General features: G+C 71.8%; 31 protein-coding genes. 17 read left to right on the top strand and 14 right to left on the bottom strand.

All coding sequences use genetic code 11. The features are described from left to right. Nucleotides 1-4 precede the first annotated feature (4 nt). The 4 genes from recO to LL648_RS13915 are packed head-to-tail and all read left to right on the top strand — an operon-like array spanning nt 5 to nt 2,136. Entirely contained in the window at nt 5-748 is a 744-nt protein-coding gene (recO, locus tag LL648_RS13930) for a DNA repair protein RecO (RefSeq protein WP_232662936.1), read from the top strand. Nucleotides 749-801: 53 nt separating this feature from the next. Beyond that, nucleotides 802-1,164, top strand: a complete 363-nt coding sequence (locus tag LL648_RS13925) for a WXG100 family type VII secretion target (protein WP_232662935.1) — start codon at nt 802-804, stop codon at nt 1,162-1,164. Between the two features lie 20 nt (nt 1,165-1,184). After that, nucleotides 1,185-1,721, top strand: coding sequence for a DUF3558 family protein (locus LL648_RS13920; protein WP_232662934.1), 537 nt, complete (start codon nt 1,185-1,187; stop codon nt 1,719-1,721). 37 nt (nt 1,722-1,758) lie between these two features. Next, entirely contained in the window at nt 1,759-2,136 is a 378-nt protein-coding gene (locus LL648_RS13915; protein ID WP_232662933.1) for a DUF2809 domain-containing protein, read from the top strand. Nucleotides 2,137-2,301: 165 nt separating this feature from the next. Here LL648_RS13915 and LL648_RS13910 read toward each other — a convergent pair whose 3' ends face one another. Genes LL648_RS13910 through LL648_RS13900 form a run of 3 tightly spaced genes read right to left on the bottom strand, consistent with a single transcriptional unit; the run spans nt 2,302 to nt 4,671 of the window. Further along, entirely contained in the window at nt 2,302-2,946 is a 645-nt protein-coding gene (locus LL648_RS13910) for a response regulator transcription factor (RefSeq protein ID WP_232662932.1), read from the bottom strand. Further along, nucleotides 2,937-4,070 (bottom strand): sensor histidine kinase, encoded by a 1,134-nt coding sequence (locus LL648_RS13905; RefSeq protein WP_308190318.1) that lies wholly within the window; start codon nt 4,068-4,070, stop codon nt 2,937-2,939. The genes LL648_RS13910 and LL648_RS13905 overlap by 10 nt, the downstream gene beginning before the upstream one ends. A 16-nt stretch (nt 4,071-4,086) precedes the next feature. Beyond that, a complete protein-coding gene (locus tag LL648_RS13900) occupies nt 4,087-4,671 on the bottom strand; it encodes a DedA family protein (RefSeq protein WP_232663099.1) in 585 nt (194 codons plus the stop codon). A gap of 145 nt (nt 4,672-4,816) precedes the next feature. Between LL648_RS13900 and LL648_RS13895 the strand changes: the two genes are divergently transcribed. Together LL648_RS13895 and LL648_RS13890 are read left to right on the top strand one after the other, a co-directional pair. After that, nucleotides 4,817-5,602: an isoprenyl transferase gene (locus tag LL648_RS13895; protein WP_232662931.1), complete on the top strand. Its 786-nt coding sequence runs from the start codon at nt 4,817-4,819 to the stop codon at nt 5,600-5,602. A gap of 17 nt (nt 5,603-5,619) precedes the next feature. Beyond that, the gene (locus tag LL648_RS13890) at nt 5,620-6,000 is read left to right on the top strand and encodes a hypothetical protein (protein ID WP_232663098.1); all 381 of its coding nucleotides are present in this window, start codon (nt 5,620-5,622) and stop codon (nt 5,998-6,000) included. 7 nt (nt 6,001-6,007) lie between these two features. Here LL648_RS13890 and LL648_RS13885 read toward each other — a convergent pair whose 3' ends face one another. Further along, nucleotides 6,008-6,601: a hypothetical protein gene (locus LL648_RS13885; protein ID WP_232662930.1), complete on the bottom strand. Its 594-nt coding sequence runs from the start codon at nt 6,599-6,601 to the stop codon at nt 6,008-6,010. Nucleotides 6,602-6,665: 64 nt separating this feature from the next. Next, nucleotides 6,666-7,463, bottom strand: coding sequence for a DUF1963 domain-containing protein (locus LL648_RS13880; protein ID WP_232662929.1), 798 nt, complete (start codon nt 7,461-7,463; stop codon nt 6,666-6,668). Between the two features lie 75 nt (nt 7,464-7,538). On the opposite strand from LL648_RS13880, the gene LL648_RS13875 reads away from it, so the two are divergent. Next, complete coding sequence (locus LL648_RS13875) at nt 7,539-8,666, top strand: TerD family protein (RefSeq protein ID WP_232662928.1); 1,128 nt, start codon at nt 7,539-7,541, stop codon at nt 8,664-8,666. Nucleotides 8,667-8,781: 115 nt separating this feature from the next. Here LL648_RS13875 and LL648_RS13870 read toward each other — a convergent pair whose 3' ends face one another. Then, nucleotides 8,782-9,585: an alpha/beta fold hydrolase gene (locus tag LL648_RS13870; protein ID WP_232662927.1), complete on the bottom strand. Its 804-nt coding sequence runs from the start codon at nt 9,583-9,585 to the stop codon at nt 8,782-8,784. A gap of 51 nt (nt 9,586-9,636) precedes the next feature. Here LL648_RS13870 and LL648_RS13865 point away from each other — a divergent pair, with 51 nt between their 5' ends. Next, on the top strand, nt 9,637-10,296 hold the full coding sequence (locus LL648_RS13865; protein ID WP_232662926.1) for a TetR/AcrR family transcriptional regulator C-terminal domain-containing protein: 660 nt from the start codon (nt 9,637-9,639) through the stop codon (nt 10,294-10,296). On the opposite strand, the gene LL648_RS13860 is transcribed toward LL648_RS13865, so the two are convergent. Further along, nucleotides 10,286-10,699, bottom strand: a complete 414-nt coding sequence (locus LL648_RS13860; RefSeq protein WP_308190317.1) for a Fur family transcriptional regulator — start codon at nt 10,697-10,699, stop codon at nt 10,286-10,288. The two genes, LL648_RS13865 and LL648_RS13860, sit on opposite strands and share 11 nt — an antisense overlap. Further along, nucleotides 10,696-11,067, bottom strand: a complete 372-nt coding sequence (locus LL648_RS13855) for an ArsR/SmtB family transcription factor (protein WP_232662925.1) — start codon at nt 11,065-11,067, stop codon at nt 10,696-10,698. Before LL648_RS13855 ends, LL648_RS13860 begins: the two co-directional genes overlap by 4 nt. 96 nt (nt 11,068-11,163) lie before the next feature. On the opposite strand from LL648_RS13855, the gene LL648_RS13850 reads away from it, so the two are divergent. Beyond that, entirely contained in the window at nt 11,164-11,484 is a 321-nt protein-coding gene (locus tag LL648_RS13850) for an antibiotic biosynthesis monooxygenase family protein (RefSeq protein WP_232662924.1), read from the top strand. Here LL648_RS13850 and LL648_RS13845 read toward each other — a convergent pair. Then, entirely contained in the window at nt 11,470-12,135 is a 666-nt protein-coding gene (locus LL648_RS13845) for an SRPBCC family protein (protein WP_232662923.1), read from the bottom strand. The genes LL648_RS13850 and LL648_RS13845 overlap by 15 nt on opposite strands. Further along, complete coding sequence (locus LL648_RS13840) at nt 12,132-12,482, bottom strand: ArsR/SmtB family transcription factor (RefSeq protein WP_232662922.1); 351 nt, start codon at nt 12,480-12,482, stop codon at nt 12,132-12,134. The genes LL648_RS13845 and LL648_RS13840 overlap by 4 nt, the downstream gene beginning before the upstream one ends. Nucleotides 12,483-12,631: 149 nt before the next feature. Between LL648_RS13840 and LL648_RS13835 the strand changes: the two genes are divergently transcribed. Next, the gene (locus tag LL648_RS13835; RefSeq protein WP_232662921.1) at nt 12,632-14,029 is read left to right on the top strand and encodes a glycine--tRNA ligase; all 1,398 of its coding nucleotides are present in this window, start codon (nt 12,632-12,634) and stop codon (nt 14,027-14,029) included. Between the two features lie 3 nt (nt 14,030-14,032). Here the strand turns inward: LL648_RS13835 and LL648_RS13830 are convergent, their stop codons facing one another. From LL648_RS13830 to LL648_RS13820, 3 genes are read right to left on the bottom strand one after another with little or no spacing between them, the layout of a single operon-like run. Next, nucleotides 14,033-14,227 carry a hypothetical protein gene (locus tag LL648_RS13830; RefSeq protein ID WP_232662920.1) on the bottom strand — a complete coding sequence of 65 codons (195 nt, stop codon included), beginning with the start codon at nt 14,225-14,227 and terminating at the stop codon, nt 14,033-14,035. Nucleotides 14,228-14,281: 54 nt separating this feature from the next. After that, complete coding sequence (locus LL648_RS13825; RefSeq protein ID WP_232662919.1) at nt 14,282-15,274, bottom strand: hemolysin family protein; 993 nt, start codon at nt 15,272-15,274, stop codon at nt 14,282-14,284. Further along, nucleotides 15,271-16,590: a hemolysin family protein gene (locus tag LL648_RS13820; RefSeq protein WP_232662918.1), complete on the bottom strand. Its 1,320-nt coding sequence runs from the start codon at nt 16,588-16,590 to the stop codon at nt 15,271-15,273. Before LL648_RS13820 ends, LL648_RS13825 begins: the two co-directional genes overlap by 4 nt. A 239-nt stretch (nt 16,591-16,829) precedes the next feature. Here LL648_RS13820 and LL648_RS13815 point away from each other — a divergent pair, with 239 nt between their 5' ends. The 5 genes from LL648_RS13815 (at nt 16,830) to menC (ending at nt 21,959) form a co-directional block, all read left to right on the top strand. Further along, nucleotides 16,830-17,741 (top strand): hypothetical protein, encoded by a 912-nt coding sequence (locus LL648_RS13815; RefSeq protein ID WP_232662917.1) that lies wholly within the window; start codon nt 16,830-16,832, stop codon nt 17,739-17,741. Between the two features lie 99 nt (nt 17,742-17,840). Continuing rightward, nucleotides 17,841-18,833, top strand: coding sequence for an XdhC family protein (locus tag LL648_RS13810; protein ID WP_232662916.1), 993 nt, complete (start codon nt 17,841-17,843; stop codon nt 18,831-18,833). A gap of 140 nt (nt 18,834-18,973) precedes the next feature. Beyond that, nucleotides 18,974-19,594: a YdcF family protein gene (locus LL648_RS13805; protein WP_232663096.1), complete on the top strand. Its 621-nt coding sequence runs from the start codon at nt 18,974-18,976 to the stop codon at nt 19,592-19,594. Between the two features lie 2 nt (nt 19,595-19,596). Next, nucleotides 19,597-20,838, top strand: coding sequence for a deoxyguanosinetriphosphate triphosphohydrolase (locus LL648_RS13800; RefSeq protein ID WP_232662915.1), 1,242 nt, complete (start codon nt 19,597-19,599; stop codon nt 20,836-20,838). A 14-nt stretch (nt 20,839-20,852) separates the two neighbouring features. Continuing rightward, the gene (gene menC, locus LL648_RS13795; protein ID WP_232662914.1) at nt 20,853-21,959 is read left to right on the top strand and encodes an o-succinylbenzoate synthase; all 1,107 of its coding nucleotides are present in this window, start codon (nt 20,853-20,855) and stop codon (nt 21,957-21,959) included. A 120-nt stretch (nt 21,960-22,079) separates the two neighbouring features. Here the strand turns inward: menC and LL648_RS45200 are convergent, their stop codons facing one another. Further along, nucleotides 22,080-22,745: a TetR/AcrR family transcriptional regulator gene (locus LL648_RS45200; RefSeq protein WP_232662913.1), complete on the bottom strand. Its 666-nt coding sequence runs from the start codon at nt 22,743-22,745 to the stop codon at nt 22,080-22,082. Nucleotides 22,746-22,808: 63 nt separating this feature from the next. Here LL648_RS45200 and LL648_RS13785 point away from each other — a divergent pair, with 63 nt between their 5' ends. Both LL648_RS13785 and LL648_RS13780 read left to right on the top strand, forming a co-directional pair. Continuing rightward, the gene (locus LL648_RS13785) at nt 22,809-24,185 is read left to right on the top strand and encodes an MFS transporter (protein ID WP_232662912.1); all 1,377 of its coding nucleotides are present in this window, start codon (nt 22,809-22,811) and stop codon (nt 24,183-24,185) included. 7 nt (nt 24,186-24,192) lie between these two features. Then, nucleotides 24,193-25,491 carry a serine hydrolase domain-containing protein gene (locus LL648_RS13780; RefSeq protein ID WP_232662911.1) on the top strand — a complete coding sequence of 433 codons (1,299 nt, stop codon included), beginning with the start codon at nt 24,193-24,195 and terminating at the stop codon, nt 25,489-25,491. Nucleotides 25,492-25,537 lie beyond the last annotated feature (46 nt).

Raw genomic sequence — 25,537 nt, 5'->3', positions numbered from 1 at the left:
CCTCATGAGCCTGTACCGCGACACCGGCATGGTGTTGCGCGTGCAGAAGCTGGGTGAGGCCGATCGGATCGTCACGATCCTCACGCGCAAGCACGGCAAGATCAGGGCGGTAGCCAAAGGCGTCCGGCGCACCCGCTCGCGGTGGGGCGCGCGGCTGGAGCCGTTCAACCACGTCGACGTGCAGTGCTACTCGGGACGGTCGCTGGACATCGTCACGCAGGCCCAGACCGTCGACGCGTTCGGCGCCGGCCTCGTCGGCGACTACAGCCGCTACACGGCGGGCTGCGCGATCCTCGAGACGGCCGACCGGCTCGTCGCGGAGGAGGGCGAGCCCTCGTTGCGGGTGTACCTGCTGCTCGTCGGCGCCATCCGGGCGCTCGCCGACCGCGAGCGCGACGCCTCGCTCGTGCTCGACGCGTTCCTGCTGCGCGCGATGACCCACGCCGGGTGGGCTCCGGCGATCAACGACTGCGCCCGCTGCGCCGAGCCCGGCCCGCACCCCGCCTTCAACATCGCGGCCGGTGGCGCGGTCTGCCAGCGGTGCCGCCCACCCGGCTCGGTCACCCCGTCGCGGGAGACGTTCACCCTGCTCGACGCGCTGCTGCACGGCGAGTGGGACGTCGCCGACGCCGCCGGTGCCGCGGCGCGGCGCGACACCAGCGGGCTCGTCGCGGCGCACCTGCAGTGGCACCTGGAGCGCCAGCTGCGCTCGCTGCCGCTCGTGGAGCGGCGGGTTCAACCCCGGTAGCCGGATTCGTCGAAACGGCCCCGGGGAATGGGTGTGCGGAATATCCTCCGAGCATGACCCGACCCGGACCCGGACCCTTCCGCCCACGACTCGATGCTGCCGTTGCCGATGTCGCGTTACAGGTCAACCGCGAGAACGTCCTAAAGGCACGGGCGGTGCTTCTTGCTGAGGCTGATCGATTGGACGACGTGATCGACAACAATCTTCAGCACGGTCTGGGTATCGGGTTGTGTGGTGGTGACCCGGTCTCGAAGGATGCGCAGAAGGCGTTCAACGAGCGGATCGACGGTCTTGTGCAGCATTGTCGTACCTATAACAGGGATCTACGTGAGGCTGCGCATGCACTGGACGACGTAGCGCGTCGATACGGGTACACCGAGGAGGAGATCGCCGCATCGTTCGTCAGCGACCGATGATCCGCCGCACGATGGCTGTCGTGATCGGTGCGCTCGTGCTGGCAGCCTGCGCACGCGTGGTCCAACCGCCGATGGACGGTGGAGGCCCATCGGTGCCGCAGCTGCCTCCCCGGCCGCACGACATCCGCGTTGACGACCTCGATCTGTGTTCGGTGCTCGACGATGCCGACCGCGCACTGCTCGGGGTGTTCGAAGGGGTCTACAGCAGCGCCGATGCTGTTATCGGCGATCGCTGCCGGTGGACGCATTCTCCTGCCGAACCGATCGAGTCCTTCGCTGTGGTGCGGGAAACAAGATATGGCGCAGTGGCCGCACTCGCGGCACCACGAGGCGCGACGGTCGAGGTGATCGCTGGCTTCGCCACGGTGTTCACACAGGGAATTCATGACGACCCGAATAGGGGCTGTATCGCGTTGATCGATGTGACCGACAGAAAGGCGCTCACAGTCGCATACAGCTACCGCGGTAGCTCAGTTCCGATGACGCGGGAGATCGCGTGCGGGAAAGCCCGCACTGCCGCGGAGTTGGTGATGGGGACCATCCTCGCGCAGGGGTGAGCGGTCTCCCGACCGCCGCTCGGGCACGATGATCGGCGTGACGGCACCCGTGGCACGGCAACGGCGATGGGTGCTGGTCGCGCTCGCCGGGGTGATCGCGTGCGGGCTGGTGTTGCAGCTCCTGCGCGAGTTCGCCATAGCCGACCACGTCGGCAACGTCCTGTACGCGGCCGCCGTCTACCTCGCCGTGTGCCTGGTCGCGCCGCGGCTGCGTCCCCGCACGGTCACGGCGGTGGCTCTCGCCGTGTGCGTGGCGGTCGAGCTGCTCCAGCTGACGCCCGCGCCGGCGGCGCTCGCCGCCGCCTTCCGCCCGGCGGCGCTGCTGCTGGGCAGCACCTTCGCGTGGCCCGACCTGCTCGGTTACGCCGCGGGCTGCCTCGTGGCCGGGACGATCGACCACCGGCTGAACGGCTGATCGTCCCCGGGACGCTCGGGGGAGGGCAGGAAAGCCACTTTCCTGCCCTGTGGGGGCCGGAAAGTGGCTTTGCTGCCCTCGCGTGCGGATCGCACGTATCCGGCCCCGTCCTGACCTTCCACACACGCCGCACCCCGGCACCCTGCGGCCCGCAGCTCAGCGCCGTCATGTCCCCAGGTAGCGCAGCACCGCCAGCACGCGGCGGCTGTAGCCCTCGGTCTCCGCGATCCCGAGCTTCCCGAAGATCGACGCCACGTGCTTCTCGACCGCGCTGACCGACATCCGCAGCCGCGCGGACGTGCCGGTGTTGGTGAGGCCTTCCGCCATCGCGTCGAGCACGTCGCGTTCGCGTGGGGTGAGGGTCGTCAGGGGGTCGGTGCGCGCGCCGCGGGCGAGCAGTTGGCGCACCACCTCCGGGTCGAATGCGGCGCCGCCCGCCCCGACCCGCTCCAGCGCGTCGAGGAACTCGCCGACCTGCGCGACCCGGTCCTTCAGCAGGTACCCGACGCGGCCGCCCTCGCCGGCGATCAGCTCGACGGCGTGCCGCCGCTCGACGTACTGCGAGAGCACCAGCACCCCGACCTGCGGCCACAGCTTGCGGATCTTCAGGGCCGCGACGATCCCCTCGTCGGTGTGCGTCGGCGGCATCCGGACGTCGGCGACGACGACGTCGGGCTGCTCCCGCGCCACCGCGCCGAGCAGCGCCTTCGCGTCGCCGACCGCAGCCAGCACGTCGTGTCCCTCGTCGGCGAGCAGCCGGACGAGGCCCTCGCGCAGCAGCGCCGAGTCCTCGGCGATCATCACGCGCACGGCAGCTCCGCTCGTACGACGGTCGGCCCGCCGGGCGGGCTGCTCACGCTGAACGTCCCGTCGGCGGCCGCCACCCGGCGCGCGAGCCCCGCCAACCCGCCACCCGCCGGGTCGGCACCGCCGACACCGTCGTCACGCACCTCGGCGCACAGGATGCTGCCTTCACCCCGGACGGCCACGGTCACCGCTGACGCCGCCGAGTGCTTCGCTGCGTTGTTGACCGCCTCGCACACGACGAACCACGCCGCCGCGCGCACCGGGACCGGTGGCTCGACATCCAGCGTGCACGTGATCCGCACGGGGAGCGGCGCGCGCTCCGCGACGGAGTCCAGCGCAGCGGCCAGCCCGCCGGTGTCGAGCACAGCGGGGTAGATCCGCCACGAGACGTCACGGAGATCGGTGAGCACCCGCTGAGCCTCCTCGTGCGCCTGCTCGACCAGCTCGGTGGCCCGCTCGGGGTGTCGCCGCGCCCGGCCCAGCAGCATGCCCAGCGCCACCACCCGCTGCTGCACGCCGTCGTGCAGGTCGCGTTCGATTCGCCGCCGCTCGTCGTCGACCGCGGCGACGACGGCCGCGCGCGACTCGGCCAGCGCCTCCACCCGTCGGGCGAGCTGCTCCTCGCGGGTCGCCGCGAGCAGCCGGCGCAGCAGCGCACGCTCCCAGCGCGCCACCCCAGCGGCACCCGTGAGGCCCAGGTAGAGCAACACGATCCCCGGCAGGACGTTCAGCGCGATGACGCGGCCGGTGATCGGCTCGCTCGGCTGGTGGTCGAGCACCCACGCCGTGTCGGTGAGCCACGACCACAGCATCGTCGCCGCGCCGACGAGCCCGAACCCGATCAGGAAGAGGATCGTCCCGCCGAGCAGTCCGGCCGGGACCCGCGCGACCAGGTAGCGCATCGCCCGCCCACCATCGGGGACGCTGCCCGCCTCGACGCCGCGCAGCAGCGCCGTCACTCGGCGACGCTCCAGCTCGGCCAGCCGGACCGCGGCCGCGGCAACACCGGGCCGGGCCTGCGGGATCAGCAGCGCCACGGCAGCCACCACGAGCGCCACGACGTGCGCGAGCGCGGACACCGTGCCGAGCGCGAGCCCAGCCGCTGTCCGCACCGCCTGCTTCAGCACGTGGTCGACCCTAAGGTCACGGGCGCGCATGGAGGCCGCGCCGGACCAACCGCGCGACGACGAACCACCCGACCGCGAGCACGACCGCTGCGAGCACGACCTTCGACGCGATGCCGGCGTACTGCTCGACGACCGGCCAGCTCTCGCCGAGCCCGTAGCCGGCCAGCACGAACGCCGTGTTCCAGATCAGGCTGCCTGCGGTCGTCAGCGCGGCGAAGAGCGGCAGCGGCATCCGCTCGACGCCTGCCGGTACCGAGATCAGGCTCCTGACCAGCGGCACCATCCGGCCGAGGAACACCGCCTTAGCGCCGTGGCGGGCGAACCACGCCTCGGCCTTGTCGAGGTCGCGCAGGTGCACGAGCGGCATCCGGTCGACGATTGCGCGCAGCCGTTCCCTGCCCAGCGCCGCCCCGATGCCGTACAGGACGAGCGCTCCGGCGAGCGAGCCCAGCGTCGTCCAGACGATCGCTGCGACGACGCTCATCTCCCCGCGAGCCGCGGTGAACCCCGCGAGCGGGAGGAACACCTCGCTCGGCAGCGGCGGGAAGATGTTCTCCAGCGCGATGGCGATGCCCACCCCTGGCGCACCGAGCGTGGACATGAGATCGACGACCCAGCCGACGATCCCGTCGAGTTCTACGGTTCCGGTCACGTCATCGACGCTATGAACGGATGATCGTCGTCGGACTGGGGTGCTCGGAGCGCCCGTACTGGGGTCGACCACACCCCGGTCGTAGGGTTGCCCGGTGAGTCGGTTCCAGCCACCGCCGCCGCACCCGTCGGGTGCGCGGCCCCCGCACATCCCCCGCGAGCTCGTCCCGAACCACGTCGCGCTGGTGATGGACGGCAACGGACGGTGGGCCAACGCCCGCGGCCTCTCCCGCATCGAGGGCCATCGCCGCGGCGAGGCGTCGCTGATGGACGTCGCCCGCGGGTGCATCGACGTCGGGGTGCGGTGGCTCTCGGCGTACGCGTTCTCCACGGAGAACTGGAAGCGCAGCCCTGAGGAAGTGCGCTTCCTGATGGGCTTCAACCGCGACGTCATCCGCCGGCGCGTCGACGAGATGCACGCCATGGGCGTGCGGGTGCGGTGGGCGGGCCGCAGGCCGCGGCTGTGGCGCAGCGTGATCAAGGAGCTGGAGGTGGCGGAGGAGAAGACCCGCTACAACGACGTCCTCACGCTCACGATGTGCGTCAACTACGGCGGCCGTGCGGAGATCGCCGACGCCGTGCGGCAGATCGCGGCGCTGGTCGCCGAGGGCCGGATCAATCCCGCCAAGATCGACGAGCGGACCATCGCCCGCTACCTCGACGAGCCGGACATGCCCGACGTCGACCTGTTCGTGCGCAGCTCCGGCGAGCAGCGCACGTCGAACTTCCTGCTCTGGCAGTCGGCCTACGCCGAGATGGTCTTCCTCGACACCCTGTTCCCCGATTTCGACCGCCGCCACATCTGGGAGGCGATCGAGATCTACGCGCGCCGCGACCGCCGTTTCGGTGGAGCGCTCGACACCCCGGAGAGTGCAAAGTGACCGGCCCGATCGCGGACATGCTCGGCGTCGCACGCACCGCGCTGGAGCGCTACCACGACGTCACGGTCGACGACGACGGCGCGTTGACCTTCGCGCACGGTGGCGTGCTGTGCGTCGTGCAGGGCATGGAGCTCGAGGAAGGGCTCCCGGTGCTCAACCTGACGTGCGTCGTCGCGTGGGACCTGCCGAGCGAGAGCGACGTGCCAACCCGCGTCGCGATGGGCGCGGGGGAGGGGCTCTTCGGCACGCCGCGGGTGATCCGCGGCGAGAAGGGCTGGGACGTCACGCTGCGCTACGCGTTCCCGGCCGCCGGCCTCGACGACAAGGCGATGGGGACGCTGCTGATGCTCGTGGTGAGCAGCGCGTCGAGCATGCGGGCCGAGCTCACCGAACCGTAGGACCCTCCTAGGAGAGGTGTACCAGGGGTCGCTTGCTCAGCTCCGTCGCGCTCAGCTTCCCGGCCGCGGCGAGCACGTCGGCCTGCTGCTGCGCCATCCGCGCGTCGAGCAGCCCGCTCAACGCGTAGGCGACCCGGCCGAGCAGCCGCACCGTGGTGTCGTCGACGATCGGGCGGGGTGCCGAGACGACCGCGATGCCCGTCGGGCTCCCGTCGTTGGACTGCGCGGCGCCGATCGTGAACGCCTCGCGCGGGTTCACGTGCCGCGACGCGTAGTGGTCGCGCAGCTTCTTGACCATGCCGTGGAACTCGGTGATGTCGCCGTCGAGCTTCAGCTCGGCCAGGTCGGCGTCGGCGAGGACGGCCGTGCGGCCCGAGAAGCAGCGCACGTAGCCGACCAGCGCGCCCGTCCACAGCGCCTCGACCATCGCGGCGTCCGGCTCCGGCCTCGCCAGCACCGCGACGAGGTGCTCGCAGCAGCGCAGGACGTACTGCAGGTCCTCGAACACCGCGGCCTGCGCCGCGAGCGACGCCGCCTCCGCGCCGTCGAGCGCGCGGACGGTGCTCGGCTGTTCTCCGTTGCTGCCCGGGGCATTGGCCACCCGCGGCACGCTAGCCGGATCCGGCGTGGCCGGATGTGTCGTTGTGAGACGTCAGGGTGGGACGTCAGGCGGAATCGGCCATGCCGACCACCGCGCTCCAGTCCGAGCGGCCCAGTGCCTCTTCCGGGATGCGGAACTGGATGGTGCCGCCGTCCAGGAAGTCGAACCGGATGTCGGAGTCGGAGGCGAGGCGAAGCAGCAGGATCGTGTCGGCCGGGTCGGGCTGGTTGACCTGAACGCCGGCAGCGTGGCCGCCCACCCAGTGCTCCGGTGCGTCTGGGGCTCCGCTGCGGGAGCTCACCATCGCCTCGAGGGCTTCGTCGTAGCGGCCGTCGTGATCCTCGGGGAATCCGAGCCGGTGCCAGATCTCGTACCCGTCGGGCAGGCTCAGCGCGGTTCGCGGAAGCACGACCCGCTCGTCGAGAACAAGCGTCACGTCGAGGAAGCGCTCGCGTTCGACGAGGGTGCTCGGGACGTCGACGGGCGTCGGGGTGTCGGTGGCGAACACCCGCGCCTCGGCGCCGTCCGCGTTGGGCACGCCGCTGAGGAGGTCCTCGATGTGCTCGGGGTCGATGTCGGCGTAGAACATCAGCACACCGGACGTGGGCCACTGTGGGCCGAGCAGCGGTCCGATCTCGGCGAGGTCGAGCGCCGCGAGGAACGACAGTGGCCGGTCGTCGCTCGTGCGTGGCCACGCGACGTCAGGGGGCAGCAGCGGCAGTCCACCGATCCGGGACAGTCCCGATCCGCCGGGTTCGAGCAGCAAGCCGATCGTCGCCACCTCGTGGGCCAGCCGATCGGCGTGCTCGCCCAATCCGTGCAGCCGCAGGTGTTCCGCCAGGTCCGCCCTGTTGGTGGACATCACGCCGTCCTGGTCATTGTGCTGATCAGATCACTGCTGATCGTGCCAGGTGGCGTTGCTGGCAGTATCGGTCGGGTGCAGACGCTTCCCAAGGGGGCCAACACGGCCCTCCCGTCCGGTCCCGTCTCCGTCCGCGTCACGGCTGCCGCGCCGGTGGACATCTCCGCGTTGCTGGTCACCGCCGCGGGCAAGGTGCGAAGCGACGACGACTTCGTGTTCTACAACCAGCCCTCGGCGCAAGGTGTGACCTACCGGCCCGACGGCGTCGACGTCGACCCCTCCACGGTCGAGAGCGCCATCGAGAAGGTCGTGGTCACCGCGAGCCTCGACGGGCGCGGGCCGGCGACGTTCGGCGCCCTGGGCGGCTTGCGGCTCGACGTCGCGGTTTCGGGGCAGCCGGTGGTGGTGTTCCAGCCCGACGGGCTCGGCCCCGAGACCGCGCTGCTGTGCGTCGAGGTCTACCGCCGCGGCGGGCAGTGGAAGGTGCGGGCGGTCGGGCAGGGCTACGCCAATGGGCTCGGCGGGATCGCCACCGACTTCGGCATCTCGGTGGAGGAGGACCAGCCCGCCGAGACGCCGACTGCTGCCCCTGCTGCCCCCGCAGCTCCGCCCGCCAGCCAGAAGATCACCCTCGACAAGGGGAAGGTGTCGCTCACCAAGCGGCAGACCGTTTCGCTCGTCAAGGGCGGCACGCCGCTGCTGAGCAAGGTCGCGATGGGTCTGGGCTGGGATCCCGCCGCCGGGGCCCGCAACATCGACCTCGACGCCTCCGCGATCGTGATCGGTCCGAAGGGCAAGAAGACCGAGGTCGTCTGGTTCATGAGCAAGAGCGCCTGCCGCGGCGCGATCGAGCACTCGGGCGACAACCTCACCGGCGCGGGGGAGGGCGACGACGAGACGATCACCGTCGACCTCGGGCGGTTGCCCGACGACGCGCAGGCGGTCGTGTTCGTCGTGAACTCGTTCCGCGGGCAGAAGTTCACCGACGTCCGCCGCGCGTACTGCCGGCTGGTCGACCTCACCACCGGCGCCGAGCTGGTGCGCTTCGACCTCACCGATTCCGCGCCGCGCACCGGCGTCGTGATGTGCGTGCTGCGCCGATCCGGCGCGGCGTGGGACATGACCGCGATCGGCGAGTACCACGACGGCAAGACCGCGCGGGCCATGTTCGCGCCGGCGGAGGCGCTGGTCGCCGGGATGTGAGGCAATCGCGCAGCGGTCCGGTGCTGGGGAGGGCAGGAAAGCCACTTTCCGGCCCTCACAGGGCAGGAAAGCCACTTTCCTGCCCTCGCGGGCGGAGCGCATGCAACCTGGTCGTCTACAGCACGACTGAGGCGTGGCTCTCGATCACGGCGGCGACCCGCTGCGGCGCCCCGACGTGCGCGCCGTGGCCCTGCCCGTCGAGCACGACGGTCGCCGAGGCGGGCAGGTGTTCGGCCAGCTCCGACATGCGGTCGAGGAGGTGGCGCGGGCTGCGTTCGCCGCCGAGCAGCAGGACCGGCGCCGTGATGCGGGAGTAGGCGTCGAGCCGGACCCCCAGCCGGTTGATCGCGTCGGCGTCGTCGATCTGGCGTGGCGCCAGCTCGCGCATCCGGGGGACCGCGGCGATCGCGGCGGCGGCCGGCACCGCCTGCCACGCCGGCAGCCGCACGATGTCGCGCAGGAAGATCGTCATCGCGCCCGCGGTCGTCCGTGCCCGGCGGGCGCGCGCGATCTGCGCCGCCCATTCCGCGTGCCGGGTGTGCAGCGGGGGCTCGTAGAGGACGGCGCCCGCAAACGCGTCCGGCGCCGCGACCAGCGCCTCCAGTGCGACGACGGCCCCCGATGAGTGGCCGACGAGTAGCACGGGCGCCGCGGCCACGGCCGCCAGCGCAACCACATCCGCCGCCTCTTCGGTGATCGACCAACCCGAGCCGGGCAGGTCGAGCCGGTACTGCCGCCGATGGAGGGTGATCACCCGGCGCCTGGTCGCCGGCGACGGGGTGAGTGCCTCCGCCACCTGTTGCCACGACGCGCCATCGTCGAGCCCGCCGTGCACGACGAGCACAGCGGGCCCCGAGCCACGGTCGGTGGCGCGGATGCCGATCCCGTCGAGGCCGGTCGTCGTCAGGGTCTGGACCATCGGAGTCTCCTTAGCGGCGCTAAGGCAGCTTAGCACCGCTAAGGTGACGTGGTGCGCGAGCGGCTGACCAGAGCGGTGATCGTCGAGGCCGCGATCCGGCTGATCGACGACGACGGCCTCGACGGGCTGACCGTGCGCCGGTGCGCGGCGTTGCTCGGGGTGCAGAACCCGGCGCTGTACTGGCACTTCCGGGACAAGCGCGAGCTGCTCGACGCAGTCGCCGACGAGATCGTCCGATCGGCCGGGATGGGACCACCGCGCGAGGGCGAGTCGTGGCAGGAATGGCTTCTGCGCAGGGGTCGGGGCTACCGGGACGCCCTGCGTGCGCACCGGGACGGCGCGCGGATCGTCGCGAACGCGCGGATGGGGCCCGAGACGGTGCGACAGCTGAACGGCGAGCTGGGTGCGATGGTCGCGCAGGGGTTCACTCCCGTCCTCGCGCTGCGCACGATCACGACGATCGCCCAGTACGTGAACGGCTTCGTGCTCCAGGAGCAGACTGCCCGCCTCGACGAGGCCGACCGTCAGGTCGCCGCGCTGGACCGGATCCTCGACGACGACCCGGCCGGCCCGCTGCACCACGCCGTCCGCGACGGCGGCGATCCGTTCGAGCCGACTACCTTCGACCACGGGCTGCGGGTCATCGTCGAGGGCACCGCGCAGGTGCTGGGCAGCGCTCCCGCGGCTGCGCCCACCGGGGCTACCGGGTAGCGGCGCTGCACTCCCGGCACAGCCCGAAGATCTCGACGGTGTGGCTGAGCTCGGAGTAGCCGTGCGTCTCCGCGACCGCCTTCGCCCAGCTCTCGACCGCCGGCCCCGCGATCTCGACGGTGCGCCCGCAGCGACGGCAGACGAGGTGGTGGTGGTGCTCGGCGGTGGCGCAGCGGCGGTACATCGCCTCGCCGGTGCCGGTGCGCAGGACGTCGACCTCACCGCTGTCGGCGAGCGTCTGCAGCGTGCGGTAGACGGTGGTCAGGCCGATCCCGTCGCCCTTGCGGCGCAGCTCCTCGTGGATCTCCTGCGCGGAGCGGAAGTCGTCGAGCTGGTCGAGCATCGCCGAGACCGCCGCCCGCTGCTTCGTGGCGCGCAGCACCTTCGGACTGGTTGTGGTCACCGGCTCTCCTCCGCGTGCTCGACGGCGTCGACGACGATGTGCGCGAGGTGGTCGTCGACCAGGGAGTACACCACCTCGCGACCCTGCCGCTCGCCGTGCACCACACCTGCGGCCTTGAGCACCCGCAGATGCTGGCTGATCAGGGGCTGCGTCACGCCGAGCGCGTCGACGAGGTCGTGCACGCACCGGCTCGACTCCAGTAGCTGCAGCACGATCGCGATCCGCACGGGCGCGGCGAGCGCGCGCAGCAGGTCGCCGGCCGCGGCGAGCGTGCGCGGCGTGCGCACGGGCGCCGGAGCCGCGGTTGTGTGCTCACCCGTGTGGGCGTCGGTGCTCTCGGCGGCGCCCGCACCAGCGACGATCGACATCGGGCCTCATCCCCAGGGGCGGCGGCCACGCCCCCCGGCACTTGTTCCGCACCGGGCCGCTCCACCATCGTAGGCGTGCGGTGACATGCTCGTCCGGTGCTGCTCGTCTGCCGTTTCGTCCCGACCGACCCCGCCGCCTTCCAGGAGCGCGCGCAGCGTGCGCTCGAGCTGCTCACCGCCGCGCCCGGCTGCGACGGCGGCGAGCTCGGCCGCTCGGTGGACGAACCGGAGCAGTGGGTGCTGACCGCCCGGTTCGCGACCGTCGACGCCTACCGCCGCGCGCTCTCCCCGTTCCCCGTCCGCGAGCACGTGGTGCCGCTGCTCTCCGAAGCGCTCGCCGATTCGTCCTCGACCTACGAAACGCTGGTCAGCGCGACGAACGGCGAAGCGACCACGCATCCCTCACTGCTGGCCTGAGCCGCCCTCCCCGGAGAAGTCCGGCGGGGGCAGCTCGCCGGTGTAGAACTGCCGGCTGCGCTCCGCGGAGGCCGCGGCCTGTTCCGGGTCGGTGCCGAACGACGTGTCGGCCTCGCGCCACCGCTCGGCGGAGAGCCGGATGAAGAGCTTGCCGTCGTCGGTGACCTCGAACTCACCCTCCTCGAACTTGTCCCCGCCGGCGACGTGCAGCGCCAGTCCGAGGAAGCCCATGTCCCACCCGATGCCGACGGCGCCGGGGCCGAACTGCGGCCACATCGTCTCGTCGATGTGCGCGATGTGGTCCAGCTCGAACAGGGCCTTGCCGTCGTCCGCCGGGCTGATCCGCACCTCGATCCAGCTGATCCCGCCGCCGAACTCCCAGGTCGCGGTGAAGCCCTTCGGCCGGTCGCAGCTCTCGACCGTGCCGGCGGCGTTGCCTTCGAGCTGGTAGCGGCCACCGACCTGCAGATCACCGGAGACCGGGAGGAACCAGCGGCGGATGCGGTCCGGGTCGGTGACGGCCTCCCAGAGGTCCTCGGGATCCGTGGCGTAGGTCTGGGTGATCGTCGCCACGACCGCCTCGCCCGCCTCGAGCTGCCGGCGGCCGAGCTGCCGGCGCACGGAGTTGATCTGCTGGGTCACGTCGATCACAGGTCTGTCCCTTCGTCTTCCAGTCGGCGCTCGCGCTTGCCGCGAGCGACCTCGGTAGCCAATGCCTCGAGAGCCGGCGTCCAGAACCGGCGAAAGCCGTCGAGCCATGCGGCGGCGTCGCGCAGCGGCTCGGCGCGCACCGCGTAGAGGCGTCGCGTGCCCTCCGCGCGGACGGTGGCGAACCCGTTCTCCCGCAGCACCTTCAGGTGCTGGGAGACGGCGGGCTGGGAGATCCCGAACTCCGCGCGGACGACGTCGCTGACCGCGCCGGAGGTGAGCTCGCTCCCGGCGAGCAGCTCGAGGATCCGCCGCCGCACCGGGTCGCCGAGTACGTCGAATGCGTGCACGGCCCGTACTCTAGAAGAGTTCACTTATATAAGTCAATGCTGGTGCTCGGGCGCGCCGCGAGGGGTCGACGGTGCCGGGAACCATCTGGAACGGGGGCACTACGCTGAGAGCTTCTTCTCGTCCATCCGCAGTTCCTGGAGCGTCATCCGTGGCCAGCAAGCCCAGTTCCGCCAAGATCGAGACAATCGTCGCGCTCGCGAAGCGTCGCGGGTTCGTCTTCGCCTCCGGCGAGATCTACGGCGGTACCCGCTCGGCCTGGGACTACGGCCCGCTCGGAGTGGAGCTGAAGGAGAACATCAAGCGGCAGTGGTGGAAGAACGTCGTCACCGGCCGCGACGATGTCGTGGGCATCGACAGCTCGGTGATCCTGCCCCGCCAGGTGTGGGTCGCGTCGGGTCACGTCGGCGTCTTCACCGACCCGCTCGTCGAGTGCCTGAGCTGTCACAAGCGCTTCCGCGCCGACCAGCTCGCCGAGGAGTACACCGAGCGCACCGGCAAGGCCGCCACGGAGGACGACCTCTCCGACGTCCCGTGCCCCAACTGCGGCACCCGTGGCCAGTACACCGAGCCGCGCGACTTCAACATGATGCTCAAGACCTACCTCGGGCCGGTCGAGTCCGAGGAGGGCCTGGCCTACCTGCGGCCCGAGACGGCCCAGGGCATCTTCGTGAACTTCCTCAACGTGCAGACCACGTCGCGCAAGAAGCCGCCGTTCGGCATCGGCCAGATCGGCAAGAGCTTCCGCAACGAGATCACACCGGGCAACTTCATCTTCCGCACCCGCGAGTTCGAGCAGATGGAGATGGAGTACTTCGTCGAGCCGGGCACCGACGAGGAGCTGCACCAGTACTGGATCGACCAGCGCACCGACTGGTACGTCGACCTCGGCATCGCGCGGGAGAACCTGCGCCACTACGAGCACCCGAAGGAGAAGCTCTCCCACTACTCGAAGCGCACCGTCGACATCGAGTACCGGTTCCACTTCACCGGCCAGGAGTGGGGCGAGCTCGAGGGCATCGCGAACCGCACCGACTTCGACCTCACGACGCACTCCAACCACTCGGGCGTCGACCTGTCCTTCTACGACCAGGCCAGCGGCACCCGCTACCGCCCGTACGTGATCGAGCCCGCAGCCGGCGTCGGTCGCTCGATGATGGCGTTCCTGATCGAGGCCTACGTCGAGGACGAGGCGCCCAACGCCAAGGGCGGCGTCGACAAGCGGGTGGTGCTGCGGCTCGACCGGCGCCTCGCGCCCGTCAAGGCCGCGGTGCTGCCGCTCTCCCGCAACGCGGACCTCTCGCCGAAGGCGCGCGACCTCGCGGCGCAACTGCGCAAGAGCTGGAACGTCGAGTTCGACGACGCCGGCGCGATCGGTCGTCGCTACCGTCGTCAGGACGAGATCGGCACGCCGTTCTGCATCACGGTCGACTTCGACACCCTCACCGACCAGGCCGTGACGATCCGCGAGCGCGACTCGATGGAGCAGGAGCGGGTGGCGCTCGACCAGGTGGAGAGCTACCTCGCCACCCGGCTGCTCGGCTCCTGAGCGCTAGCGGCGGTACGCGACCAGCTGCACGCCGAGCTCGGCCTCGGCGCGCTGCAGCTCCGCGACCTGGTCGTCGGTGAGCGGCGCGTACGGGGTCTCCGGCGTGTAGGCGACCAGCGGGCAGCCCAGCTGCTCCTCCAGCGCGCGGACCTTGGCCAGCGCGGTGTCGTCCAGCTCGGCCGGGTGCAGGGCGTTCATGCTGCGCGATCGTAGGACCGGTCGGCCTGCCGCAGGGAGCCCCTGATCGGGGCTTCAGGCGGGCAGCAGGCGGTCGAGGGCGTCCTGCATCGTCACCAATCCGAGCAGCACGTCGCCCTCGGCCACCAGCACGGCGTGGTTGCGCCGCTCGCGCATGACGCGCAGCGCGTCGTGGATCGGAGTGCCGGCGTCGAGCGTGGGCAGCGGGCGCATGAGGTCCGCGGCCGTCGTGCCCGCGGCCGCGACCAGCGCGTCGCGCACGTGCACGACGCCGACCGGGCGGGCCGGACCGTCGGCGACGACGAGCCGGAGGTGGCCGCTGGCCCGTGCGGCCTCCCGGATCTGTGCGACGTCGGCGTCGGGCGCGACGCTGACGATCTCCGAGCGCGGGCGGGCGATCTCGCGCAGCGGTGCGACGTCGAGGTCGAGCGCGGTGACGATCCGGTCGCGCTCGGCGGCGTCGAGCGCACCGGTCTCCACCGAGTGCTCGACGAGCTCACGCAGGTCAGCTGGGTTGCGGGCGGAGCCCAGCTCGTCGACGGGCTCGACGCCGACCCGCCGCAGGCACCAGTTCGCCGCACCGTTGAGCGCCACCAGCACGGGCCGGGTGACCACCATGAACGCCCGCATCGGCAGCGCCAGCAGGGTCGCCGACCGCTCGGGATGCGCGATCGCCCACGACTTCGGCGCCATCTCACCCACCACGAGGTGCACGAACGTGACGACGGCGATCGTGATGACGAACGAGATGACGGTGGCCGCGGTGTCACCGAGGCCGCCGAAGAGCGGGTGCAGCAGCTCCTTGACCGCGGGCTTGCCCAGCGCACCGAGGCCGACGGTGCAGAGCGTGATGCCCAGCTGCGAGCCGGCGAGCAGCAGCGAGAGGTCCTTCGCGCTGCGCAGCGCGGCGCGTGCCGACGCGCTGGTCGCTGCCGCCTCCTCCAGCCGGTAGCGCCGCGCTGCGACCAGCGCGAACTCGACCGCGACGAAGAACGCGCTGAGCGCGACCAGCCCGACCGAGATCAGGATTGCGAACGTCGTGCTCATCCGCGCACCGCCAGCCGGACCGACCCGGGCACACGTCGCTCGACGGAGCAGACCGTGACCGTGAGCAGCTGCTCCTCGTCGCCGTCCGTGGCGACCATGAGCTCCACGGAGTCGTCGACGCCGGGGAGGCGCTGCAGCTTGTCGATCACCAGCCCGCCGATCGTCTGGTACTCCCCGGCGGGCAGCTCGGCGCCGATCAGGCGCTCGGTGTCGTCGATCGAGAGCGAGCCCGGCACCGTCCACGTGCCGTCGCCGCCGCGCGGGCGGTCGGCGCCGGCCGGGTCGTGCTCGTCGGTGATCTCCCCGACCAGCTCCTCCGCGATGTCCTCCATCGTGATCACCCCGGCGAGACCGCCGTACTCGTCGACGACGCAGGCGAACTCGTCGTCCGCTTCGCGGAGGCGGTCGAGCACGACGGGGAGCGGGAGCGAGGCGGGCACCAGCACCGGGCGGCGGGCGACGTCCGAGACCCGTACGGCGGCGAGGTCCTGCCCCTCCAGCGCGAGCACGTCGCGCAGGCAGATCACGCCGACGACGTCGTCGGCGCCCTGGCCGAGAACGGGCAGGCGGGAATGCCCCGACGCCATGACGTCGACGAGGTGGGCGACCGTCTCCTCGGCGCCGATCGACGTGACGCGCGGCCGCGGGATCATGGCGGCGCGGGCCGTGCGGTCGGTGAAGTCGAGCATCTTGTCCAGCAGCGTCGACAGGTCCGGGTCGAGCTCGCCACTGGTCCGCGACTCGTCGATGATCGCTTCGAGGTCGCGTGGGGTGGCCGAGTGCTCGACGTCGTGCACGGGCTCGATGCGCAGCGCGCGCAGCAGCAGGTTGGACGCCGCGTCGAACAGCGTGATCAGCCAGCCGAAGACGGCCAGGTACGCGGTGGTCGAGAAGGCGAGCGCCCGCGCGACCGGTTCGGGGCGGGCGATCGCGAGGTTCTTCGGGAACAGCTCGCCGAACACCATCTGGACGACGGTCGCGATCAGCAGCGCCAACACCGTCCCGGCCGCCACCGCGGCGCCGGACCCGCCGAGCGCGGCGGCCACCCCGTCGCCGATCAGCGGCTCGGCGACGTAACCGACGAGCAGCCCGGTGACGGTGATGCCCAGCTGGGCGCCGGAAAGCATGAACGACGTGCGGCCGGTGATCGCGAGCGCGCGCTCGGCGACGGGATCACCCGCGACGGCGGTGGCCTTCAGCCGCGCGCGGTCGACGGCCATGTAGCCGAACTCCTGCGCGACGAAATAGCCCGTGAACGCGGTGATCACGACCACGACGAGTACGCCGAAGCCGATGGAGAGCAATGATTCGATCATCGAGCGGACCGTCCTGCCAGGACGGTGCCGGTACTGTCTGACGGGTCCATGGATCCTGTCTCGTGCGCGGACACTCACGGGCTCAACGCTCGACCAAGCGTCGAAGTTCCCCACCGTTTTGCCAACCTGCACACCCTGTAGGCCGTGTAAGTAGGCAAAACGGTGGGCAAGTTCGCTGATCCGAGGCGGGATTTGCCGTTCGGCCACGCGATCGAGGGACGGGCGGCACGCTGTCCACCATGGATCCGAACCCTCGTGATGGAGCTCATCGACCCGTCTTGCGTGCCTCCGGCGTCAGCGACGGCGAGTTACGTCGGCTGCGCGCAGCTGATGCCTTGGCGACAGTGCGGCCCGGCGTCTACCTCGAGCCCGACGATCCTCGCTTGAGTGATCCGGTTGAGAAGCACGCCGTTTTGACCAGAACGACCGTGAGCAAGATCGCGCCGGACTCGGTGGTGAGTCACGTGTCCGCAGCCGTCCTGCACGGGCTTCCGCTGTGGCAGGTTGCGCTCGGTCGGGTGCACGTCACCCGCAGTCGCCGCACCGGCGGGCGCATCTCCGCGCTCCTGCACGTCCACGCATCGATGTTGGCCGACGAAGAGGTCGATTCGATCGATGGCGTCGTCGTGACATCGGTCGCTCGAACGATCGTCGATCTTGCTTGCACGGAGTCGTTCGAGCGGGCTCTCGTGCCTGCGGACGCGGCATTGCACCGCCATATGACGTCGCCAGAACTCCTGCAGGAACAGCTCGGTCGCTGTGCCAACCGGTCGGGAATCGCGGGCGCTCGCCGGCTGGTGGAGTTCGCGGATGCCGGCTCGATGAGCCCGGGGGAGACCCGAAGTCGCCTGGCGATCAGCCGGGCCGGTTTGCCGCCGCCCGTCTTGCAGCACCCGGTCGCCGGAACCACCTCGATCGTGGACTTCTGGTGGCCGGGCTTCCGCACAGTCGGAGAGTTCGACGGGATGGTGAAGTACGGCGTCCCGGAGGCGGAAGGTGCTGACGTTCGTGATGTCGTGGTGGCGGAGAAGCTGAGAGAGGACCGCATCCGGGCGATGGGGATGTCGGTTGTGCGATGGGTCTGGGACGAGCTGCCACCGCACTTCGCACCGGTGGCCGCGCGGATCAGAGCGGCCTTCGACGTCGGCTGACGCAAACTTCCCCACCGTTTTGCCAACCTGCAGGCCTCCAGAGGCGTGCAAGTTGGCAAAACGGTGGGGAAGTTTGGGTGGGCGCTTAGGCTTGCCGGTGTGAACACCACGCTTCGCGAGCTCGGGTCCGCACTGCAGTCGCTGGCGAGCGACGGGGTCGGGGTCGTGCGTGTGTTGGAGCGACACGGGTTCGGGACCGTCGAGAGCGGGCAGATGTTGGCCGGCACGGCGTCCGGGGCCGTCGCGGGTGTGCTCTACCGGGGCGCGCTGGACGAAGCGGCGATCCCGCTTGCCGCAACGGCGTCCGGCTCCCCGACGACCACGCAGGCCCACGTCAGCGAGCCGGCCGCGCTCGCTGCCGGGCTGGCGTGCGCGGGCGGCGCGACGTTGCTCGCCCACCCGCTCCCTGCCCCGGAGGCCGCCGCGCTCGGTGCGGCGCTCGAAGGGGGCGTCCCGGCCGCGCTGGTCTCGACGGGCGACGGGACGGCCGCGCTCGTCCTCGCCGGCCCCGACCTCGAGTCCGTCACGGGCGGCCTCGGGTCGCCCGCGCTCGACGAGACCGCGACGGCGACCGCACGCCAGTTGCTCCGCCGCGGCGCGACCACCACGGAACGGGTCGACGACCTCCTGCTCGACCTGTGGGTGCCCGTGCCGTCGGTGCTGATCGCCGGCGCCGGCGCGATCGGGGAGGCGCTGGCCGCGCAGGCCGGTCTGCTCGGCTGGTCGGTGCGCCACGAGTCCGAGCCGGAAGCCACCGCGCAGGCCGTCGCCGCCTTCTCCGACGCCGACGTGCTGGTCGTGCTCGACCACGCCCCGTCGTTCGACGCCGCGTTCATCGAGGGGCTGCGCCGGGGGCGCGGCTTCATCGGTGCGCTCGGTTCCCGCCGCACGCAGGCCGCCCGCAGGGAGCGGTTGCTGGCCGCCGGCCTCGACGAGACCGAGCTGGGACGGCTGCGTGGACCGGTCGGGCTCGACCTCGGTGCCCGCACACCGGCCGAGACGGCGGTGTCGATCGTCGCGCAGGTGATCGCCGCGCGGGCCGGTCGAGCGGCGGTTCCGCTCGCCGACACGAAGGGGCAGATCGGGACCTGACCGGCATCCGACCGGCGAACTGGCAGTATCGGAGGAACGGTTCGAGGGGGCGAGACGTGAGTACCCGGCATTCGGAGGCACCGACGCGGCCGCTGCGCGGCGCGCGGCGGGATGCTGCCCCGATACCGGACGGCCCCGGCGTGCGCGGCTGGTTCCTGCGTGTCATCGCAGGTGGGCTGCTGCTCGGGGTGCTGGTGGTGGGCGGGACGGCGTTCCGCGTGTGGCAGGTCGCGCGGTTCGACGACCGGGTGCCGACCGACGCGGTTGTGGTGCTCGGCGCGGCGCAGTACGACGGCGACCCGAGCTCGATCTTCGCCTCGCGATTGCGGCACGCCGAGTCGCTGTACAGGTCGGGGCTCGCGCCGCGCATCGTCACAGCAGGCGGCGGCCGGGCCGGCGACGCGTACACCGAGGCGGAGGCCGGGCGGCGGTTCCTGATCGACCGTGGCGTCCCCGCGCGTGACGTCATCGCCGTCGGTGAGGGCTCCGACACGCTCGAGAGCTTGAAGGCGGTTGCGGCGCGCGCGAATCAGGACGGCTGGCACAGCGCGCTCCTCGTGAGCGATCCGTGGCACTCGTTGCGCGCCCGCACGATGGCCCGCGACGCGGGCCTGAGCGCGTGGACGTCACCGACGCGCAGCGGCCCTGTCGTGCAGACCCGGGAGACGCAGGCCCGCTACATCGTCCGCGAGACCGCCGCGCTGCTCTACTACCGGCTCACCCACGCCTCGGTCGATTCCAGCGGGCCCGGCCTCGGTTGACCGTGACCGACCCGTACACCGATCACGACCGCGCGCGCCTGCTCCCCGAGCCCGCCAAGAGCACGGGGCGGCGCGAGGCGCGCAGCGCGTTCTCCCGCGACCGCGCCAGGGTGCTGCACTCCGCCGCGTTGCGCCGCCTCGCCGGGAAGACGCAGGTCGTCGGGCCCGGCGAGGGTGCCGAGGTCAGCGGCGCGCCGCGGACCCGCCTCACGCACTCGCTGGAGGTCGCGCAGATCGGCCGCGGCATGGCGGAGGAGCTCGGCTGCGATCCCGACGTCGTCGACACCGCGGGGCTCGCCCACGACATCGGCCACCCGCCGTTCGGGCACAACGGCGAGCGCGCGCTCGACGAGTTCGGTGCCGCGTGCGGCGGGTTCGAGGGCAACGCGCAGACGCTGCGCATCCTCACCCGGCTCGAACCCAAGATCGGTGGCAGCGGGCTCAACCTGACCAGGGCGACGCTCGACGCGGCGTGCAAGTACCCGTGGGTGCGCCGCGACGGAGAGCGCAAGTACGGCGCGTACCCGGCCGACGCCGAGATCTTCGCGTGGGTCCGCGAGGGCGCTCCGGAGGACGGGCGCTGCATCGAGGCGCAGGTGATGGACTGGTCCGACGACGTCGCCTACTCGGTGCACGACGTCGAGGACGGCATCCTTGCGGGCCGCATCGACCTGGCCGCGCTGGGCTCGCCCGCGGAGCGCGACGTGCTGATGCAGCTCGCGGCGAAGCACTTCGGCGCCGACCCCGACGCGCTGGCCGAGGCCGCGGAGGCGCTGCTCGTGCTGCCGTACGTCGCCGAGGTGCGCGGGTTCGCCGCCGCGACGGCGACCGCGGCTGGCCACATCGCTCTCAAGCGCCTGACCAGCGAGCTCGTCGGCCGGTTCGTCGTCGCCGCCACCGACGCGACCCGCGCCGAGCACGGTGACGGGCCGCTGGTGCGTTACGCGGCCGATCTGGTCGTCCCGCCGCAGGCCGCCGCGGAGGTCGCGCTGCTGAAGGCGGTCGCGCTGCGGTACGTGATGAGCGACCCCGACCGGCTCACGATGCAGGCGCGCCAGCGCGAGCTGCTGGCCGAGCTGGCGGCGGCGCTGCTGGCCTCGGCTCCGGACACGCTCGACCCCGTCTTCACCGACGACTGGGCCGCGGCGGGCGACGCGGCTGCCCGCATGCGAGTGGTGCTCGATCAGGTTGCGGTGCTGACCGACCAGCAGGCGGTCGCCCGGCACGCCGCGGTCGCCGGCTGACGAGGATGGTGGACATGAAACTGACCGGGGTGGAGCTGCGTCGGGTCGCGATGCCGCTGGTGGCGCCGTTCCGCACGTCGTTCGGTGTGGAGCACGCGCGTGACGTGCTGCTGGTCCGCGCCGTGACGGCCGACGCGGAGGGCTGGGGCGAATGCGTCGCGATGAGCGCGCCGCTCTACTCCAGCGAGCACGTCGACGGGGCGGCCGAGGTGATCCGCCGGTTCCTGGTGCCCGGCGTCGCCGCGTTGCCGAGCGCGCAGGCGCACGAGGTCGAGCCGATCTTCGAGACGATCAAGGGCCACCCGATGGCGAAGGCCGCGCTGCAGACGGCGCTGCTGGACGCCCAGCTGCGGGGGGCCGGCACGTCGTTCGGCAGCTACTTCGGCGCTGTGCGGGAGACCGTGCCGGCCGGCGTCTCGGTCGGGATCATGAACTCGGTGCCCGAGCTGCTCGACGCCGTCGCCGGTTACCTCGATGCCGGCTACCTGCGGATCAAGCTCAAGATCGAACCGGGCTGGGACGTCGAGCCGGTGCGTGCGGTGCGGGAACGGTTCGGCGATATCCTGCTGCAGGTCGACGCCAACACCGCCTACACGCTGGCCGACGCCCGCCACCTCGCCCGCCTCGACCCCTTCGACCTGCTGCTCGTCGAGCAGCCCCTGCCCGAGGACGACATCCGCGGGCACGCCGAGCTGGCCAAGCACATGCGCACGCCGATCTGCCTCGACGAGTCGATCACCTCCGCGCGGGCCGCCGCCGACGCGATCGCGCTCGGCGCCACCACGGTCGTCAACGTGAAGCCGGGGCGGGTCGGCGGCTACCTCGAGGCGAGGCGCGTGCACGACGTCTGTGCCGCAAACGGGATCCCGGTCTGGTGCGGCGGGATGCTGGAGACGGGCATCGGGCGGGCCGCGAACGTCGCGCTCGCCGCGCTGCCGAACTTCACCCTCCCCGGCGACACGTCCGCGTCGGACCGGTACTACGCCGCCGACATCACGGAGCCGTTCGTGCTGGTCGACGGGCACGTCGCCGTACCGGACGGGCCGGGGATCGGCGTGACGCCCGACCCCGACCGGCTCACGGAGGCCACGACCTCGGTGGAGTGGATCCCCCTCACGTAGGCCGAGCCACCGGCGCGCGGCTCGCGTGCGGAGAGTGCCTGGAAAGCCACTTTCCCGGCCTGTGGCGCCTGGAAAGTGGCTTTCCAGGCAACCTGTGCGGGACGCACGCTTCTGTGCGCTTCAGCGCCGCAGGCCGCGGAGGATGATCTCGATCCCCGCGTCGAAGCCCGCCGTCACGCGGCCGGCCGCGTGGACCCGGCGCATGGTCGGGGCGGTGTCGGCGTCGTCGGGGTCGTCGGTGTCCCGTGCCGCCAGGCGCTCGGCCAGCTGGTCCGGGCCGCCGGGGGCGGCGGCGCCGAGCGCGTTGCCGTTGACGAAGTCGACGATCGTGTCGGCCGCGGCGATGACCTCGGCCGCCGCCAGTCCGGCGGCGTCGAGCGCGGCGTAGAGCGGCTCGCTGATCGCGATCGCCGCCTCGGACACCGCGGCGCTGTCGGTGACGATCTGCAGCACCAGGTTCGGGTGCGCGCGAGCCAGCCCGCGGTAGGCTTCGGCCCACGCGCGGACCCGCTCCTGCCACGTCCCGGCGGGCAGCTCCAACGGCATCCGTGAGAACACCTCGCCGACCAGCCCGGAGACGATCGCGGCCTTGTTGGGCAGGTGGTGGTAGATCGACATCGGGTCGACGCCCAGCTCGGAGGCCAGCCTGCGCATGCTCAGGGTGTCCAGCCCGTGCTCGTCGACGAGCGCGAGCGCCGCGGTGAGGATCGCCTGCCGTGTGAGCCCCGGCTGGTCGCGGCGCGGCCGCCCGGGGCGCTTCGCAGGTTTCGTCACATCGGTTGGCACGCCCGCATCCTACGGCGTAGGGTTCCGTTCGAAAATCTACGTCGTAGAATTAATGGAGACATCGTGCGAACCCTGCCCCGAACGGCGCGGACGGCCGTGCTGGCGCTCTGTGCAGCGCAGTTCATGCTGATCCTCGACGTGGTGATCATCAACGTCGCCGTGCCCTCCATCAGGGCCGATCTCGGCGTCCCGGACAGCCGCGTGCACCTCGTCGGGATCACCTACACGCTCACGTTCGGCAGCCTCCTGATCGTCTGCGGCCGGCTCGGCGACCTGGCCGGTCGGCGCCGCATGCTGCTCGCGGGGCTGGGGCTGTTCGTGCTGGCATCGGTGTTGGCCGGGGTCGCGCAGGCCGACTGGCACCTGTTCGCCGCCCGCGCGCTGCAAGGCGTGGGTGCCGCGATGGTCTCCGCCAACGCGCTCGCGACGATCACCGCGAGCCTGGCCGAGGGCGCCCAGCGCAACTGGGCGCTCGGGCTGTGGGCGGGCGTCGGCTCGGCGGGCGCGATCGCCGGGCAGCTCGTCGGCGGTGCCGTCACCGAGATCCTCGGCTGGCGGTGGATCTTCCTCATCAACGTGCCGATCGGGCTGGTTGTGATCGCGGTATTCGCATCGGTGCTGGTCAAGGACGCAGGGCGGGTGCGGGAGCCGGTCGACGTCGGTGGTGCGCTGCTGCTGACGGCCGCGCTGGCGGCGTCGATCCTGGCGCTGACCTCGATCAGCGAGGCGGGCGCCGGCGCGCCGATCTTCGCAGCGGCCGCGGTTGTGCTCTTCGTGGTGTTCGCGCTGGTCGAGCGGCGGCAGCCGGCGCCGGTACTCCGGTTCGCGCTGCTGCGGCTGCCCGGCGTGCGCACGGCGAACGTCACGCTGTTCCTGAACGCGGGCGCGCTCGGTGCCACGCTGTTCTTCCTGACGCTGTACCTGCAGGTGGTGCTCGGGTACTCGGCGCTGGCGGTGGGCGCGGCGTTCGCCCCGGTCACGCTCGTGATCCTGGTGCTGTCGCCGCTCGCCGCCCGGCTCACCGGACGCTTCGGCGTCGCGCGGCTGCTGGGCACGGGGCTCGTCCTGCTCACGGCCGGCGCGATGTTGCTGGCCCGCATGCCGGAGGGTGGCACGTACTGGCTCGACGTGCTGCCCGGGATGCTGCTGCTGGCTCTGGGCAGCGCCGCCGCGTACGCGCCGACGTTCGTCGCGGCGTCGCACGGAGTTGATGCCGGCGAGCAGGGTGCGGCCGCCGGCTTGATCAACTCCGCGCAGGAGCTGGGCGCCGCGGTGGTCCTCGCGGTGCTGGCGCTGGTCGCAACCGCCTCGGCCGGAGCGCAGCTGGTCGGCGGCTACCGGGTCGGCGTGCTCGGCGCGGCGGGCCTCTTCGCGGTCGCTGCGGCCGTCGCGTGGACGGCGCCGCGGCGGTTGGGCATCAGCGGTGGCTCACCGGGATAGTCGACCTATGCACGAGATCACCGAGACGGTCGAGAGCCTGCTCGCCGAGCACGGGTGCCCGGGCTGCGCGGTCGGGATCGCGCACAGGGACGAGACGGTCCTCGCGGCCTACGGGCAGGCCCGCACCGATCCCGCGGCGCCGTTCCGGGTCGACACGCGCGTCCCGGTGGCGTCGATGTCGAAGCCGTTCACGGCGACCGCGGTGCTCGCGCTCGTCGAGGCGGGCAAGGTCGAGCTGGACGCCCCGGTGCGCACCTACCTGCCCGACTTCCGGGTCGCCGACGAGGCCGCGAGCAAGGCCGTGACGGTCCGGCACCTGCTGCGCCACGCCGTCGGCTGGATCGGCGACATCCCGGGGGAGGGCGACCGCGGTGACGGCGCGCTCGCCGCGCACGTCGTGGCGATGAAGGACGCGCCGCAGGTGCTGCCGCCCGGCACCACCTTCTCCTACGCGAACAGCGGGTTCGTCGTTGCCGGCCGCATCGTCGAGGTCGTCACCGGGGAGGTCTACGAGGAGCACGTCCGGCGCACGATCCTCGAACCGCTCGGTATGACGTCGTCGACGTTCTTCGCCGAGCAGTCGATCTCCGCGCCCGCGATGTCCGGGCTGGTGCCGCGCTGCGCCAACCCGGCCGGCGGGTTGATCTCCACTGCGGCCGACCAGCTGGCGTGGCTGCGCTGGTGGATGTCGGACGACGAGCGCGGCCCGATCACCGTCGCGACCCGCCGGCGGATGTTCACCGAGCTGGTGCCGGTCGGCGCGGGCCCGGCCTCGGCCGGGCTGAGCTGGCACATCGTGCACCACCCCGGCGCCGACCTCGTCTACCACGAGGGGCGGCTCTCCGGGAGCGCGTCCGTCGGGCTGTTCGTGCCGCAAGCGCGGTTCGCCGCGGTTGTCCTGACCAACGCCGACGCCGGCGAGCCGCTGCACCGGGCGCTCACCGAGAAGCTGCTCGCCGAGTACGCCGGGATCCAATTCCACGATCCGCAGCTGCAGCCGGACGTCGACGCCGCGACCGTCGCCGCGCTGGTGGGCAGCTACGTCGTGCCGCACATCGGCGGGCCGGACGAGCGGATCTCCGTCCGGTCGCAGGACTCTGGTCTGGTGATCCGGCTCGAATCGGAGCACGACCCGGACGTCCACCCGGACGGCCTGCAGCTCGGCCGCGAACAGGGCGACCTGTTCCGCGTCCGCAACGGCGTGTGGCGCGGGTTCCCCGCCGAGTTCCTGCGGACCGACGACGGTGCGCTGCTCGGCCTGCGGATCGGCGGCCGCGTCTTCAGGCGCACCCACTCCGACGGCTGAACCCGCGAACTTCCCCACCGTTTTGCCAACCTGCACGGCGTTTCGG

The sequence above is a fragment of the Pseudonocardia sp. TRM90224 genome (assembly GCF_021245725.1).
GTDB lineage: Bacteria > Actinomycetota > Actinomycetes > Mycobacteriales > Pseudonocardiaceae > Pseudonocardia.
The sequence above is the reverse complement of the archived record's forward strand: the minus strand, read 5'-3'. Positions and strand labels throughout refer to the sequence as shown.

What these genes read in the sequence shown, in the direction of transcription:
- recO (WP_232662936.1), top strand. Translation starts at nt 5, where the DNA reads ATGAGCCTGTACCGCGACACCGGCATGGTGTTGCGCGTGCAGAAGCTG.
- LL648_RS13925 (WP_232662935.1), top strand. Translation starts at nt 802, where the DNA reads ATGACCCGACCCGGACCCGGACCCTTCCGCCCACGACTCGATGCTGCC.
- LL648_RS13900 (WP_232663099.1), bottom strand. Translation starts at nt 4,671, where the DNA reads ATGTCCACGCTCGGTGCGCCAGGGGTGGGCATCGCCATCGCGCTGGAG.
- LL648_RS13890 (WP_232663098.1), top strand. Translation starts at nt 5,620, where the DNA reads ATGCTCGGCGTCGCACGCACCGCGCTGGAGCGCTACCACGACGTCACG.
- LL648_RS13880 (WP_232662929.1), bottom strand. Translation starts at nt 7,463, where the DNA reads ATGTCCACCAACAGGGCGGACCTGGCGGAACACCTGCGGCTGCACGGA.
- LL648_RS13870 (WP_232662927.1), bottom strand. Translation starts at nt 9,585, where the DNA reads ATGGTCCAGACCCTGACGACGACCGGCCTCGACGGGATCGGCATCCGC.
- LL648_RS13855 (WP_232662925.1), bottom strand. Translation starts at nt 11,067, where the DNA reads ATGTCGATCGTCGCTGGTGCGGGCGCCGCCGAGAGCACCGACGCCCAC.
- LL648_RS13830 (WP_232662920.1), bottom strand. Translation starts at nt 14,227, where the DNA reads ATGAACGCCCTGCACCCGGCCGAGCTGGACGACACCGCGCTGGCCAAG.
- LL648_RS13825 (WP_232662919.1), bottom strand. Translation starts at nt 15,274, where the DNA reads ATGAGCACGACGTTCGCAATCCTGATCTCGGTCGGGCTGGTCGCGCTC.
- LL648_RS13820 (WP_232662918.1), bottom strand. Translation starts at nt 16,590, where the DNA reads ATGATCGAATCATTGCTCTCCATCGGCTTCGGCGTACTCGTCGTGGTC.
- LL648_RS13815 (WP_232662917.1), top strand. Translation starts at nt 16,830, where the DNA reads ATGGATCCGAACCCTCGTGATGGAGCTCATCGACCCGTCTTGCGTGCC.
- menC (WP_232662914.1), top strand. Translation starts at nt 20,853, where the DNA reads ATGAAACTGACCGGGGTGGAGCTGCGTCGGGTCGCGATGCCGCTGGTG.
- LL648_RS13780 (WP_232662911.1), top strand. Translation starts at nt 24,193, where the DNA reads ATGCACGAGATCACCGAGACGGTCGAGAGCCTGCTCGCCGAGCACGGG.